The organism is Hymenobacter convexus (assembly GCF_030580955.1).
Taxonomy (GTDB): Bacteria; Bacteroidota; Bacteroidia; order Cytophagales; family Hymenobacteraceae; genus Hymenobacter.
Map to the genome: position 1 here is coordinate 189,887 of NZ_JAUQON010000004.1, position 14,744 is coordinate 204,630.

The 14,744-nt window shown below is 58.8% G+C and carries 15 protein-coding genes; 12 read left to right on the forward strand and 3 right to left on the reverse strand.

All coding sequences use genetic code 11. The features are described from left to right. Nucleotides 1-43: 43 nt before the first annotated feature. Nucleotides 44-1,027, forward strand: a complete 984-nt coding sequence (locus Q4S41_RS10020; RefSeq protein WP_305030972.1) for an aldo/keto reductase — start codon at nt 44-46, stop codon at nt 1,025-1,027. Between the two features lie 142 nt (nt 1,028-1,169). Here Q4S41_RS10020 and Q4S41_RS10025 read toward each other — a convergent pair whose 3' ends face one another. Continuing rightward, entirely contained in the window at nt 1,170-2,093 is a 924-nt protein-coding gene (locus tag Q4S41_RS10025; RefSeq protein ID WP_305030973.1) for an isoaspartyl peptidase/L-asparaginase family protein, read from the reverse strand. A 127-nt stretch (nt 2,094-2,220) separates the two neighbouring features. Here Q4S41_RS10025 and Q4S41_RS10030 point away from each other — a divergent pair, with 127 nt between their 5' ends. Together Q4S41_RS10030 and Q4S41_RS10035 are read left to right on the forward strand one after the other, a co-directional pair. Continuing rightward, on the forward strand, nt 2,221-2,640 hold the full coding sequence (locus Q4S41_RS10030; RefSeq protein WP_190924634.1) for a DUF3127 domain-containing protein: 420 nt from the start codon (nt 2,221-2,223) through the stop codon (nt 2,638-2,640). 113 nt (nt 2,641-2,753) lie between these two features. Beyond that, the gene (locus Q4S41_RS10035) at nt 2,754-3,380 is read left to right on the forward strand and encodes an AlbA family DNA-binding domain-containing protein (protein WP_305030974.1); all 627 of its coding nucleotides are present in this window, start codon (nt 2,754-2,756) and stop codon (nt 3,378-3,380) included. A gap of 383 nt (nt 3,381-3,763) precedes the next feature. Here the strand turns inward: Q4S41_RS10035 and Q4S41_RS10040 are convergent, their stop codons facing one another. Continuing rightward, nucleotides 3,764-5,323, reverse strand: coding sequence for an alpha/beta hydrolase-fold protein (locus Q4S41_RS10040; protein ID WP_305030975.1), 1,560 nt, complete (start codon nt 5,321-5,323; stop codon nt 3,764-3,766). 138 nt (nt 5,324-5,461) lie between these two features. On the opposite strand from Q4S41_RS10040, the gene Q4S41_RS10045 reads away from it, so the two are divergent. The 8 genes from Q4S41_RS10045 to Q4S41_RS10080 all read left to right on the forward strand — a co-directional run bounded on the left by Q4S41_RS10045 (nt 5,462) and on the right by Q4S41_RS10080 (nt 12,701). Then, a complete protein-coding gene (locus Q4S41_RS10045) occupies nt 5,462-6,169 on the forward strand; it encodes an alpha/beta fold hydrolase (protein ID WP_305030976.1) in 708 nt (235 codons plus the stop codon). A 77-nt stretch (nt 6,170-6,246) separates the two neighbouring features. Next, nucleotides 6,247-7,509, forward strand: a complete 1,263-nt coding sequence (locus tag Q4S41_RS10050) for an ATP-grasp domain-containing protein (protein ID WP_305030977.1) — start codon at nt 6,247-6,249, stop codon at nt 7,507-7,509. A gap of 96 nt (nt 7,510-7,605) precedes the next feature. Then, nucleotides 7,606-8,706 (forward strand): carboxylate-amine ligase, encoded by a 1,101-nt coding sequence (locus Q4S41_RS10055; RefSeq protein WP_305030978.1) that lies wholly within the window; start codon nt 7,606-7,608, stop codon nt 8,704-8,706. A gap of 105 nt (nt 8,707-8,811) precedes the next feature. Further along, nucleotides 8,812-9,636, forward strand: a complete 825-nt coding sequence (locus tag Q4S41_RS10060; protein ID WP_305030979.1) for a type 1 glutamine amidotransferase — start codon at nt 8,812-8,814, stop codon at nt 9,634-9,636. Nucleotides 9,637-9,657: 21 nt separating this feature from the next. Beyond that, complete coding sequence (locus Q4S41_RS10065; protein ID WP_305030980.1) at nt 9,658-10,848, forward strand: hypothetical protein; 1,191 nt, start codon at nt 9,658-9,660, stop codon at nt 10,846-10,848. 88 nt (nt 10,849-10,936) lie between these two features. Beyond that, nucleotides 10,937-11,464, forward strand: a complete 528-nt coding sequence (locus Q4S41_RS24575) for a YkvA family protein (RefSeq protein ID WP_369811279.1) — start codon at nt 10,937-10,939, stop codon at nt 11,462-11,464. Between the two features lie 25 nt (nt 11,465-11,489). Beyond that, entirely contained in the window at nt 11,490-11,789 is a 300-nt protein-coding gene (locus Q4S41_RS10075) for a hypothetical protein (protein WP_305030981.1), read from the forward strand. 39 nt (nt 11,790-11,828) lie between these two features. After that, nucleotides 11,829-12,701: a DUF1571 domain-containing protein gene (locus Q4S41_RS10080; protein ID WP_305030982.1), complete on the forward strand. Its 873-nt coding sequence runs from the start codon at nt 11,829-11,831 to the stop codon at nt 12,699-12,701. Nucleotides 12,702-12,806: 105 nt separating this feature from the next. Here Q4S41_RS10080 and Q4S41_RS10085 read toward each other — a convergent pair whose 3' ends face one another. Then, nucleotides 12,807-13,679: an SDR family oxidoreductase gene (locus Q4S41_RS10085; RefSeq protein ID WP_305030983.1), complete on the reverse strand. Its 873-nt coding sequence runs from the start codon at nt 13,677-13,679 to the stop codon at nt 12,807-12,809. A gap of 243 nt (nt 13,680-13,922) precedes the next feature. On the opposite strand from Q4S41_RS10085, the gene Q4S41_RS10090 reads away from it, so the two are divergent. Further along, nucleotides 13,923-14,732 (forward strand): SDR family NAD(P)-dependent oxidoreductase, encoded by an 810-nt coding sequence (locus Q4S41_RS10090; protein ID WP_305030984.1) that lies wholly within the window; start codon nt 13,923-13,925, stop codon nt 14,730-14,732. Nucleotides 14,733-14,744: the final 12 nt, after the last annotated feature.

Consider the following 14,744-nt stretch of genomic DNA (forward strand, 5'->3'; position numbering starts at 1 on the left):
GGTTTTTTATTGCTTCGTCAATCCCCAAACTTTTCCTTTTAGTATGAACCACCGCAAACTGGGCAAAACCAGCCTTTCCGTTTCCGAAATCAGCCTGGGCACCTGGCAGGTAGGCGGCAAATGGGGCGAGCCCTTCAGCCACGCCAACGCCGACCAAATTCTGAATGCCGCTGTCGACGCCGGCATCAATTTCATCGACACCGCTGACGTTTACGGCGACGGCGAGAGCGAAAAAGCCGTGGGCCGGCTGGTGCGCTCCCGCTCCGAGCGCGTTTTCGTGGCCACCAAGTGCGGGCGCCGCCTGCAGCCCCACACGGCCGATGCCTACCAGCCCGCCGCGCTCCGCCAGTTCGTGGAAGACAGCCTGCGCAACATGCAGCTCGAAACCCTCGACCTCATCCAGCTGCACTGCCCGCCCACGGAAGTGTATTACCGCCCCGAGATTTTCGAGCTGTTTGACCGGTTGCGCGACGAAGGCAAGATTCAGCACCTGGGCGTGAGCATCGAGAAAGTGGAGGAAGGATTGAAGGCCATCGAATTCCCGAACGTGAGTACCGTGCAACTCATCTTCAACATGTTTCGCCAGCGCCCGCCGGAGTTGCTGTTTAAGGAAGCTGCCCGCCGCGACATCGGCCTGATTGTGCGCGTGCCGCTGGCCAGCGGCCTGCTCACTGGCAAGTTCTCGCCCCAAAGCACCTTCGCGCCCGACGACCACCGCAACTTCAACCGTCACGGCGAAGCCTTCGACAAAGGCGAAACCTTCTCCGGCGTTGATTACGCCACTGGCCTCGCCGCCGTGGAGGAACTGAAACAAGCCTTCCCCAACCAGCCGCTGGCCGACATTGCTTTGCGCTGGATTCTGATGTTTGACGAAGTGAGCTGCGTCATCCCCGGCGCCTCCCGCCCCGAGCAGATTCTGCAGAACCTCCAGGCCGCCGAGCTTCCCGCCCTCACCCCCAACCAAATGGAAGCGGTGCGGAGGATTTATGATGCACAGATTCGGCCGCTGGTGCATTACAGCTGGTAGGAATCGAATCTGAGTAATGTTATAAGAACGTCATGCTGAGCGCAGCCGAAGCATCTCTACCGCAATAGTAATTTACTTGCGCAGTAGGGATGCTTCGGCTGCGCTCAGCATGACGTACTGGTTTTACCAAACTGCCGCTCACTTACTCCTTATATATAGCTACCCACGCCGACTCTCCTTCGCGACGGCAGCCACGGTACATCCCCTCCGAATTAAAGGGCAGCGTAACATTCCCCGCCGCGTCAATGGCAATGAGGCCGCCCTCGCCTCCTACGGGCGCCAGTTTGTCCTGCACCACCACGCGGCAGGCTTCTTCCAGCGTGAGGCCTTTGTATTCGATGAGACAGGCTACATCATAAGCTGCTACGGCCCGGATAAAATACTCGCCGTTGCCGGTGCAGCTGATGGCGCAGCGCTCATCGGCCCAGGTGCCGGCCCCGATGAGGGGCGTATCGCCAATGCGGGAGTAGCGCTTGTTGGTCATGCCGCCGGTGCTGGTGGCGGCGGCTAGGTGGCCGTGCTGGTCGCGGGCGACGGCGCCCACGGTGCCTTTTTTCCAGTTGGGGTCGGCAGCGTGGTCGAGCTGCATTTTGCCGGCTTTCAGGGCATCCTGCAGCTGGTTGTAGCGGTGCTGGGTGAAAAAATACTCTGCGGGCTGCAAGGGCAGGCCGTATTCGCGGGCCAACTCGTCGGCGCCGGGGTAGCCTAATAATACGTGTTCGGTTTTTTCCATCACCAGCCGGGCGGCCCGAATGGGGTTTTGCACCTGGCGCACGCCGGTCACGGCGCCGGCCAGCCGGTTGTGGCCGCTCATGAGGGCGGCATCCATCTCGTGGTGGCCGTCGTGGGTGAAAACGGCTCCGCGCCCGGCGTTGAACAGCGGGCAGTCTTCGAGGCTGCGCACGGCCGCCTCCACCGCATCGAGGGCGGCGGCTCCTTGGGCCAGCAGGTCGTAGCCGGTATTTAGGGCAGTTTCGAGGGCCGCGTGGTACTCGCGTTCAGCATCGGGGGAGAGGGAGGCGCGGGCAATAGTGCCGGCGCCGCCGTGAATGGCGAGTGCAAACATTTTTTCGGAAAATAAGCGGCTTAAATGGGCTACAAAGGTAGAGTGAGGGAACGGCTGGTGGCCCGCTAGCGTTTTTATTCGTAGGTTTGATGTTCAAGTTTTTTACTACCAAAACACCCCCAGTTTTATGGCATACGACGTAACCGGCCGGCTGCACGAAATCTTTGACGAACAGCAGGTAAGCGAGAAATTCCGCAAGCGCGAGTTCGTGCTCGAAGTCCAGGACGGCCAGTATCCCGAGCACATTAAGTTTCAGATGGTTCAGGACAAAACCAGCCTCATCGACCCCTTCAAAATGGGCGACGAAGTGAAGGTGACGTTCAACCTCCGCGGTCGCGGCTTCAACAAAAACGGCCAGATGCTGTACTTCACCAACCTCGAAGCCTGGAAGATTGAGCCCGCTTCGGGTGGCAACGCCGGCAACAGCTACGGTGGTGGCCAACAAGCCGCTCCCCGCCCCGCTGCTCAGAACCAGAACCCCACGCTGCGCGCTCAGCCCTCGGCGGCCCCCATCGCCAGCGACGACGACAACGACCTGCCCTTCTAAGGCTCGTCCGAACGTTTTCCGGCTCTGCTATTTCGGTAGCTAAACCATAAAAAATGCCGCATCTGGAACTCAGATGCGGCATTTTTTATGCCCGGTTTTCGTATGAATACGGTATGGATTTACACAAGCTGATTGCACAGGGCGAGGGCGAGGGGTTGGAATTCAAGCAAAAAACCACGCACCCGAACCGCATTTCGCGCACGCTGGTATCGCTGGCCAACACCCGTGGCGGGCAGGTGCTGGTAGGCGTCGACGACACCGGCCGCATCCTGGGCGTGCGCGATGCTGAGGAAGAACTATTCGTGCTGCGCGAAGCCGCCCAGCACTACGTCGAGCCCCCGCTCACCAGCCTGCGGTTTCAGGAAGTGGAGGAAGACGGCCGCACTGTCCTCATCGTGACCGTGCCCGAAAGCCTCAACAAGCCCCACCGAGCCCAGGTAGCCCCCGACGACTGGCGCGCCTACGTGCGCGTGCGCGACGCCAGCGTGCAAACCAGCGGCCTCACCGAGAAGCTGTTGGAGCGCCAGCAACCTGCAGCCCGCTTTGAGAAAATCCCGCTCAGTAAGCAAGAGCTGGCCGTCATCGACTACCTGAAAACCCGCCCCCGCATAAACTTAGCGCAGTACATGAAGCTGGTAAATTTTGGCAAGCGCCGCGCCTACCAGACGCTTATTAAGCTAGTGCTACACGGCTACATCCGTCACCACGACAAGGAAAAGGAGCCGTATTATACCGCCTGACCACGGATTCATCCGGATTTTTCGGATTTCACGGATTTCGTGAGAGGCACGAACGACTTCTAACCACAACCAAAAAGGCCGCTCGAATGAGCGGCCTTTTTGGTTGAATCGATTTTTGTAATCATCTACAAAATCCGTGGAATCCGAAAAATCCGGATGAATCCGTGGTTCAGACTATTCCTGCTTGCGGGCGCGGGCTACTTTCTTCTCCTCTTTCTCCGCTTTTTTCTCCTTCATGGATTTAACGGGCTCTTTCTTTTTCTCTTTGCGGGCGTCTTGGGCTTTGGCCATGATTGAAAAGAAGTTTGGTAAGGGTTGATTCCGGGTATTTCAACGCACGGCCGGGCCGGCGTGTTGTGACGGGCGAAGGTATAAATTTTGGCTCAACCTTGCAGAAAAGGCAGATACCGCTCGCGAATAATGTTGAGGTGGTGCAATTCATGCCCGGCCATGATGAAGAGCAGGGCCCGCACCGTGGCCGGGCCATTGTTGGCTGTGCCCCGGCGATTTAGCTGCTCATCGGTAAAGCTTTCGGCCAATGCCACGGTGGCGGCGCGCACGGCATCGTACTCGGCCAGCAAGCTGGCGATGGAGCGGGCATTGGCGCCGCTGTTGGCCACATAATCGTCCTGCTCAAACCCAAGCAGGTCCTGGCTATCTGCCCGGGCAAAGCGCAGCGCCCGATAAGCGAATATTCGCTCAGAATCAATCTGATGCAGAAGCATTTCCTTCAAAGTCCACTTGCCGGGCGCATAGCCCTGCTCCGTTTGCGCTTCGCTGAGGCCGGCAAACACCGCGTGCACTTCCTGCGGCTGGGTTCGCAAGGCGCTGCGTGGGTCGGCGCCCTCGGGCACCCAATCGATGTAATTGCCGGCGTAAGGCAGGAAATCGCCTTCAACAGGGCGTAAAATCGGCATGACAGAAGGAGTTTGATGAGCAGGAAGGTCGTCGCCAGCGGCCTCGGGTTGCGCTGCCACGGTTTCAGTGGGCAGCACTAGCGGCAATAACACCGCCGGCCCGGGCGCCGACGAGGGCACAATGGACGGGGCGAGGTGCGGGTCGAGGTGCAGGCGCACCACGGGCAGCGGTGCGGGCAGCGTGGCAGTGCCCCCCTCCTGCCCAAAGGCCCAAATTAAAAAGTCGGGCATCACGCGGCCCCAGGTGTCGGGGTGGTGGTGGCCGCCCTCCACCTGCACGTAGCGCAGAGCGTGTTGGGCATCGAGGCCGCCTTTAATAAGCTCCTCGATGAGGTCGAGGCAGTCCTCTACGGAGTCTATGACACCGTTTTCGTTGCGGTCGCCGCGTTCATCAAGGGTGCCGGTTTGGAGCCAGAAGCGGTGGCTGGGGTGCGGGCGCCGGGCCCGCACAAGGCCGTGCATGATGCGGTCGGCAGGCGTGTAGCCGGCACCCACGGCCCGCTGCCGCCACCAGAAGGACCCCGAAAACACGCCGGCCCGCGAAAAAACGTCCGGATGGTGCCACACTATATCGAAGGCCGACAAACCGCCCAGCGAGAAGCCCGCGAAGACGGCCTCGGCCGGGTTGGCGGAAGCGTGGTAATTAGCCTGGGCGAAAGGCAAAAGCTCTTCCAATACAAAGCGGGTATAAGCGCCGGCCAGGCTGCCGCGGCCGTTAAAGTCGGCATGGGCGGCGGTGCCGTATTCCTGCACGCGCAGCTCGTTGGCGTGGGGCGCCACTAGCACGAAGGGCCGCACGGCCCCGCGGGCGTACAGCGCGTCGAGGGTGGGCTGCAGGTGCAGGCGTTCCAAATCCTGGCCATCGTTCAAATAAAGCACGGGGTACGGCGCGGCAGTTTCGGCGCTGGCCGGAGGCAGCAGGATGCTCACCTCCACGTCGCGCTGCAAAAAGCTGGACGGTAGCACTTCCCGGCACAGCCGGGTGCCGATGGGGGAAGTTTCGGGGCTCATGAGGTCTGAAAGCATCAAACAAAGTAACGGCGCCCGTTGGAATTGCGGCTGGTGCGCAAATTTAAACTGGTTAAATGCAGCGGGTCCATCATTTCTTTACTAGTTTGCCGCGCCGCACCACCCGGACGGCTTCACCTCTTCAGCCCCCCACCCGTGCAGGAACAACACCGCCGCTTCTATTCACACCACCTCGGCCAGGACATCGACATGCTGGTTTTTGGCACCTGGGGCTACCCGGTGGTCATTTTTCCCACCTCCGGCGGCCACGATAACGAAGCCCGCGATTTCAAGCTCATCGAGGCGGCCCGCCCGCTGGTGGAGGCCGGCAAGGTGAAGCTGTTTTGCATCGACAGCATCGACGCGCATTCCTGGTACGCCAAGCACCTGCCCCCGGACGTGCGGATTAAAAACCACATTTTCTACGACCAGTTTCTGAGCGACGAGCTGGTGCCCATGCTGCAGCAGGAGTGCAACGTGGACAAGATTGGCGTGGCCGGCTGCAGCTTCGGTGGCTTCCACGCCCTGAATTTCGCCTTCCGCCACCCCAACCAGGTGGCCCACCTCTTCACCATGGGCGCGGCCTTCGATATCCGCCAGTTTCTGGACGGCTACCACGACGACAACGTGTACTTCAACAACCCTCCCGAGTTCATTCCCGGCGCGCACAGCGAGCATTTTCAGTGGATGAACATCATTCTGGGCACCGCCGAGCACGACTTCTGCAAGGATGCCAACTTCCAGATGTCACATATTCTCAGCCAGAAAGGCATCCGGCACACGCTGGACGTGAAGCCCTTTGGCAACCACGACTGGCCCGTATGGCGTGAAATGTTCCCGCAGTATCTCAGCACCATTGGCTAAGTGCCACCCATTCCCCTTTTTTCACCCCCGATTCTTCACCAACCCCAGCTTAACCGCTACCAAAACAACCTTCAGCCATGAAAAAAATAGGCATCCTCTTCGGTCAGGAGAACACCTTCCCGCAGGCCTTCGTCGACCGCGTGAACCAGAAAGCCGTGAACGGCATCACGGCCGAGTTCGTGAACATTGAGCAGGTGGAACAGGCCGTGCCCTGCGGCTACGATGTTATCGTCGACCGCATTTCGCAGGACGTGCCCTTCTACCGCGCCTACCTCAAAAACGCCGCTCTCACCGGCACGGCCGTCATCAACAACGCCTTCTGGTGGAGCGCCGACGAGAAGTTTTTTAATAACGCGCTGGCCGTGCAGCTGGGCGTGCCGGTGCCCAAAACGCTGCTGCTCCCCAGCAAGCACCGCCCCGACGACACCACCGAAAACTCCTTCCGCAACCTGTCGCTGTTCGATTGGGACAAAGCCTTCGCGCACATCGGCTTCCCGGCCTTCATGAAGCCCCACTCCGGCGGCGGCTGGAAGAGCGTATATAAGGTAGACAACCCCGAGCAGGCTTGGCGCGCCTACGACGAAACCGGCCAGCTGGTGATGCTCTACCAGGAAGCCATCGAGTTCGAGGACTATTTCCGCTGCTACTGCCTGGGCGGCAAGCACGTACTCATCATGCCCTATGAGCCCCGCAACGCCCCCCACGAGCGGTACCAGACCACGATGAAAACCGAAGGCGAAGCCGGCCAGAAGCTGCTCGACACCATCAAGGACTACACCCTGCGCCTGTGCCAGGGCCTGGGTTACGACTTCAACACGGTAGAATTTGCCGTGCGCGACGGGGTGCCCATCGCCATCGACTTTGGCAACCCCGCGCCCGATGCCGACGTGAATTCCGTTGGGGCCGAGAACTTTGAGTGGGTGGTAGAACATGCCGCGCTGCTGGCAATTGAGCGCGCCCAGGCCAGCCGGTCCGGCCGCACCAACCTCACCTGGGGCACGTTCGTGCAGGACTCCGTGCGCGCCGCTCCCAAAGGTTCGCCCACCATTGGCTCCAATGTGCAAATGGGCCAAGCCGTGCGTGAAACCAACGACCTGGGCGCCACCGGTGCCCCCAAGCCCGCCGCCAAAAAGGCCGCGCCCAAGAAAGCGGCCGGCGCCATCCAGCCCGAGCCGCCCACCGGCGAGGTATCGGCCAGTCAGCAGTCGGCCGCCAAGAAAACGGCGGCGCCCAAAGCCGCTGCCGCTTCGGCTCCCGCAAAGAAACCGGCCGCTGCCAAAGCCCCAGCCGCCGCTAAGGCCCCTGCTGCTAAAAAAGCTGCACCTAAAAAAGGCGAATAGTCTCCCGCGACTTCTGCCGGGCCCGGCGCGTTCTTTCCGCGCGCCGGGCCATGCGGGGTTGTCCTTGTCCTCATTGTATTCGTCCTGCTCATGGCCATGCCCACGTTTACCCTCGGCATCGAGGAAGAATTTCAAACCATTGACCCCGAAACCCGGGAGCTCCGCTCCCACCTTTCGCAGATTGTAGAGGGCGGCCGCGTCACGCTGCACGAGCAGGTGAAAGCCGAAATGCACCAGGCCGTAGTGGAAGTGGGAACTAACATCTGCCACAACATCGCCGAAGCCCGCACCGAAGTGCTGCACCTGCGCCGACAGGTTATTGAGCTGGCCGATAAGCAGGGCTTAAAAATTGGTGCCGCTGGCACCCACCCGTTTTCGCGCTGGCAGGAGCAGCCCATCACGCCCGATGCCCGCTACGACAAGATTGTGGAGGAGCTGCAGGAAGCCGCCCGTTCCAACCTGGTTTTCGGCATGCACGTGCACGTGGGCATCGAAAACCGGGAAATAGGCGTGTACATGATGAACACGCTACGGTATTTCCTGCCGCACTTGTTTGCGCTCAGCACTAACTCCCCGTTTTGGGAGGGGCGCGAAACCGGCTATAAGTCGTTTCGCACCAAGGTATTCGAACGGTTTCCGCGCACGGGCATTCCGGGTTTCTTTCACAGCGCCAGCGACTACGACGAGTTCGTGCAGCAGCTTATCAAAACCGGCTGCATCGACAATGGCAAGAAAATCTGGTGGGATATCCGCCTGCATCCCTTCTTCGACACCATCGAATATCGCATCTGCGACATGATGATGCGTGCCGACGAAACCATCTGCGTAGCGGCCATCATGCAAGCGCTAGTGGCTAAAATCTACAAGCTAAAGGCCCAGAATCTCAATTTCCGCATCTACCGTAGCGCCCTCATCAAGGAAAACAAATGGCGCGCCGCCCGCTACGGCCTCGATGGCGACATGATTGATTTTGGCATCCAGGAGGAAGTGCCCACCCGCAAGCTCATCCTGGAGCTGCTCGACTTCATCGACGACGTGGTGGACGACCTCGGCAGCCGCCACGAAGTAGAATACGTGCTGAAAATGATGGAGATGGGCACCGGCGCCGACCGCCAGCTCCAGGTTTTCCGCGAAACCAACGACCTGAGCAAAGTGGTCGACTACATTCTCTCCGAAACCACTCACGGCCTCTATTAATCGTACCTTTGCCCTTGCAACGCCCGCCCTTCGGTGGGCGTTGCTTCTTTTTTCACCGGGGCCGACCGCGTTTGCTGTGCCGCTGGCCCCTTTTTGCTGATACCCATGGAGGCAATTCGCATCGCCATTCTGGACATGTACGACAACGCCCGCAACGAGGGCATGCGCTGCATCCGGCAACTGCTGGCCCGCAGCGCGGCCGAAAACGGGCTGGTTTTCGACGTCGACACCTATAATGTACGGGCCGAAAACGTGGTCCCGGGCCTGGAATACGACATTTATATTTCCAGCGGCGGCCCCGGCAGCCCCTTGCCTTCGGATGAGCCCTGGGAGCGCAAGTATTTCGATTTCATCGATTCGTTGCTGGCCTACAACCAAACCGAGGAGCCCAAAAAGCACCTGCTGCTGATTTGCCATTCCTTTCAGCTTGTGAGCCGGCACCTGGGCATGGGCACTGTGAGCCGCCGCAAGTCCACTTCCTTTGGCGTGCTGCCGGTGCACCTCACCCCCGCCGGCCAGGCCGAGCCCGTGCTTAATGGCCTGCCCGAGCCGTTCTACATTGTCGATTCGCGTGACTACCAGCTGACCAACCTCGACATGGACCGCCTCAATGCCTTCGGTGCCCGCGTGCTGTGCCTGGAAAAAGACCGGCCGCACGTGCCCCTGGAGCGCGCCGTGATGGCCATTCGTTTCACGCCCGAAGTTATTGGCACGCAGTTCCACCCCGAAGCCGACGGCGAGGGCATGCTGCGCTACATGCTCACCGACGAGCGCAAACAGCAGGTAATCACCACCTACGGTGAAGCCAAATACCACGAAATGGTGCGCCTGCTGGCCGACCCCACCACCATCGAGCACACCGAATCGGTGGTGGTGCCCACCTTCCTGCGCCGCGCCCTCACCGAGCTTGGCCAACTCACCGCCGCCTAACCCCTGCCCCTGCCGCTGTTTATGATTCCGGAACACCGCCACGCCTTCAACGCCGCCTTCACCCCTGCCCGCTACCAGGAAATGCTGGCCGATATTGAGCAGCAACTGCCCGGCCAACTGGAATTCCGGGTGGCCGAAACGCCGGTTTTTATTCCGAACGGCCTGCGCGATAAATTGATTGCCGCCGGCGAAAGCATTGTGGATGTCATCGAGCAACCCAATTTCAAGGAGTTAACCGAGGCTTCCATTCCGGCCCACCAGCGCGTACCGAACGAAGACAACCGGCCCGAATTTCTGACTTTTGACTTTGCCGTGTGCCGCGATGCCAACGGCGAGCTGGAACCGCAGCTCATTGAAATGCAGGGCTTTCCGTCGCTCTACGCGTTTCAGTCCTGGTTGCCGGGCATATTTGCGCGGCACTACCCTATTTCAGACGCATTGACGCCATTTATTGGCGTAGCGAATTTCGACGCGTATCAGGACCGGATGCGCCAGTTTATTCTGGCCGATGAGCCCGCCGAAAACGTCATTCTGTTGGAGCTGTTTCCAGAAAAACAAAAAACCCGGATTGACTTTGCTTTAAGCAAAAAATTCTGGGGAATTGAGGCCGTTTGTATCACCAAAATCCGTAAGCACGGACATCAATTATTCTACGAAAAAGACGGACGCGAAATAGAAATTAAGCGTATTTATAACCGTATTATTTTTGATGAGTTGGCGCGCTATCCGGAATTGGAAACGGAATTTAAATTAACCGATGAGGTTGATGTCAAATGGGTTGGGCATCCGAACTGGTTTTTTAGAATTAGCAAGTTCACTCTACCTTTTTTGCAGGGCCCATCTGTGCCGCCGAGTTATTTCCTGCACGAATTAAAAGAATATCCGGCCGATTTAGAAAATTACGTTCTCAAGCCGCTCTTTTCTTTCGCGGGTGCGGGCGTGCGGCTCCACATCACGGCCGCAGAGCTGGATGCGTTGGCCGACAAGCAGAATTATCTGTTGCAGCGTAAAGTCGAATATGCGCCCGTCGTGCAGTCGCCCGATGGCTTGGTAAAATGCGAAATCCGGTTGCTGTATATCTGGCCGGAGGGTGAAACTCGCCCTCAGTTATTAACCGGCTTGAGCCGCCTGAGCCGGGGCGAAATGATTGGCGTTGATTTTAATAAGGACAAGGATTGGGTGGGCGGCACCACGCCGCTATTCGAACGGTAGCAAGGCGGGGCACGGTGTTTGAAAGCCGCCCAACAACGCCCATGAAGGCTTGCGCGTAAAGGCAGCCTCACCCCATTATTTCCCCACAATGTCTTCTCTCTCCGAAAAGGGCCTTAAGCTTTCCAAAAACGCGCTGTTCAATGTCTTCATTGGCCGCGCCACCAAACTACTCGGCCGCCCTTTCAAGGTAGTCACGGTGCTCAATGAAGTGGCTGATAAGCTCGCCAACAAGGAAAGCAAAGACAATAAATTCCGCCAGCTTTTCGACGTCGCGCTCACGCTGGTGCGCTTAGTGCGCAGTTTTATCAGCGGCGAATACCGCGACATTGATACCGGCACCATCATATCCGGACTGGCGGTATTGCTCTACGTACTCTCGCCCATCGACTTGGTGCCGGATTTTATTCCAGTGTTAGGCTTCCTCGATGATTTGAGCCTGGTGAGTTGGTACGTAGGCAAGTTCCAGGGCGAAATCGTCAAATTCCGCAACTGGGAGCAGAGCGGACGCGGCCAGGCTAGCGGCTTTGGCTTAGCCGCCTCAGGGCCGGACTTGGCGGCCCGCCCCGCCGAGGGCGACACCGCTCAACCCAGCGTAGCCGAGTTGGGCCATTCGTAATTGCTGGTTTATCACCCCGATTTTTATGCCCACGTTTGTTGTTTCCATTCGCTTGCCGGAGACTTTCGATGAAGAATTTATTTCCTTGATTCCGCAACATCGGGCATTTATCAACCAACTGTTGAGCGAGAAAATCGTGGAAGTTTACGCCATCAGCAGCGACCGCAGCCGCGGCTGGGTAACCATGCACGGCGACGATGCCGCCGCCGTGCAGGCAGTGGTGGAGCAATTTCCGCTCTTCCACCATTTGCAGGGAGTTGAAATAGATGAATTATTTATTTTCGACAGCGCCGCCTCGCGTTTTCCTCACATCAGTTTAAATTGAATTACCAGCGCTTGGGCGTGCAGTCTGCTTTTAAAATTTATGGCTACTTTATTATTTGGTCGTTTTACTTATTTAGAACTGGCCGGTGTGGCCGGCACCATTTTAGGCCTGACGTCGGCTATTTCTCCGCCCCCACCGGCCATCACCACCGACCAACTCACGGCCCGGATGAGCGCCGCCATTGAGGGCCTTAAAACCCTGCGTTGCACCGTGAAGGCGCAGGAGCGCATTGGCGCCAACATCAATCAGGCCCGCAGCATTATGAAGCTGACCTACAAGCCGCTGCGTATTTACATCAAGAACCAAAAAGGCGTGGAAGTGCTCTACCTGCAGGGCCAGAACGGCGGCGATGCCTGGGTGTACCCGGCCAGCTTTCCCTACGTGACACTGAGCCTGGACCCCAACGGCAAGCTGATGCGCAGCAACCAGCACCACACGGCGCTGCAAGCGGGGTTTGGCACCATTTCGGACCTGCTGCGCACCACTGGCCTGCGGCAGGACAATTCCTATAGCAAGTCGTTTCGCTACGTGGGCGATACCACGCTGCAAGGCCGTATCAGCTACGTGCTGCGTTCCGACTTTCCGCAGTTCCGCTACGTGAGCTACAAAGCCGGCAAAAACGAAACCATCGAGTCGGTGGCCGAGCGGTTTGGCTGCGGTACCTACCGCATTATTACCCGCAACGACCTGACCATTGGGGAAAAAATCCCCGAAGGAAAAGTGCTGCAAGTACCCAATGCCTACGGTCGTCGCACGGTGCTGTGCGTCGACCCCAAAACGTATTTGCCCATCTTGGTGCAAGTGAATGACGACAAGGGCTTGTTTGAAAAATTTGAGTTTCTCGACGTCGTTCCTAACCAGAATATTCCGCTTGAGGAATTTTCCAAGGATTATAAAGACTACAAGTTGTAGCGGAAAGCCCTGTCATCCTGCGCAAAGCAAAGGCCCTTATTACGCTCGAACATAATCCGTTCGAGCGTAATAAGGGCCTTTGCTTTGCGCAGGATGACAGGCAAATTACCTCCTCATTGTTTTTTCTATTTGGTCCCACATTTCCGGCGTCAGCATTTCGAGTTTGTTGAATTCGCCGGCGCCGTTCAGCCACTCGCCGCCATCGATGGTCACGACTTCGCCATTCACATACGCCGAGAAATCGGACACCAAGTAAGCCGCCAGGTTGGCCAGCTCCTGGAATTGGCCCACTCGCTTGAGGGGCACGCTGGCGGCGGGGTCGAGTTTGCTGGCCAGCGGCTCAGGGAAAAGGCGGCTCCAGGCGCCTTCCGTCGGGAACGGGCCGGGCGCAATGGCGTTGGAACGGATGCCGTACTTGGCCCACTCCACGGCCAGCGAGCGGGTAATGGCCAGTACGCCCGCTTTGGCCGCTGCTGAAGGCACTACATACGCAGAACCTACCGAGGCATAAGTGGTGACAATGTTGAGAATGGTGCCAGGCTTTTTATCGGCTATCCAGCGCTTGCCCACGGCCAGGGTGCAGTTGTAAGTGCCGCGCAGCACGATATCGACAATCACGTCAAAGGCCTTGTGGCTCAGGCGCTCCGTGGGGCTGATGAAATTACCAGCGGCGTTATTCAGCAAGATATCCACCCCACCAAACTCCTGAATGGTTCGCTCGAGCATGGCTTCCACTTCGTCGTACTTGCGCACGTCGCAGGCAATGGCCAGCACTTTGCCGCCGGTTTGCTGGCGGAGTTCTTCGGCCGTTTTTTCCAGCACGTCGAGCTTGCGGCTGCTGATGGTGACGTTGGCACCGAGCTGCAGAAAGTAGGTGGTCATGGCCCGGCCCAGGCCAGTGCCGCCGCCAGTCACGATGATGGTTTTGCCGGCCAGCGCGTTGTCGCGCAGCATGGGCTGGGTGTAGGGAGTGTTCATGCGGAAGCAGAATGAGGGTGGGAAGCGCGGCAAAGTCCGCGGCCCGAAGGTACTAGCGGCCGGCCATCAAGCCACGACCGTAGCGTCGGGCATTTTATTTTGGTTGCCGAATATAGTATTAGTTATTTTTTTCGCACCTTCGTGCCATTAAGGCGATTTATTTGTTGGGTTGACATGACAAGTTCCATTTCCGGGGGCTCCGCGAGCACGACATCGGGAGCGGAATTCCCCACCGTATTAGTTATGGGCTGTGGCTGGCTGGGCCTGGCCCTGGCGCGCTCATTGGCGGCCGCCGGCCATGTGGTGCTGGGCACCACCACCACCCCCGAAAACATCGCCGGCATGGAAGCGGCTGGCATTCAGGCGCATTTACTCCGCCTTGGCCCCGATTTTAATGCCTCGTCCGAAGCCCTGCTCATGCGCCTGCTCAAGGCCGCCGATGTGCTTGTGCTGAATGTGCCGCCTCGTGCCGCGGCCGCGGGAGCTTACCCTACGCTGCTGCGGCCGGTCCATCGGGCCGTGGCCAAGGCGGGCACACCCCACGTGCTGTTCGTAAGTTCCACCAGTGTGTATCCGGACGAGCCCCGCGTGATGCGCGAAGCCGACGCCATCAGCACCCGCGACGCCGCTTCGGATGTACTGCGCGCCGAAGGCCACTTTGTGCCCCGCTACGGCCAGTGGAAAAGCACCGTCGTGCGCCTGGGCGGCCTCATTGGCCCCGACCGTTCGCCCGGGCGCTTCCTCGCCGGCCGCCGGGACCTGGGACAAGGCAATGCGCCCGTTAACCTGGTACATCTAACAGACGTGGTGGGGGTGCTATCGGCTATTATTCAGCATAAAGTGTGGGGCCATACGTTCAATGTTTGTGCCGAACAACACCCGCTTAGACAGGATTTTTATCCGGCAGCCGCCCAATACCTCAAGCTGGAAGCGCCCACTTTCAAGCAGGAAACAGCTAAAGGCGGTAAAACCATCGACAGCAGCTTGGTGCGCTCCCTATTGCCCTATCAATTTCAGCACGACGACGTGCTGGGGGCGTTGGCGCACTGCTAGAAGGGCCGTTCC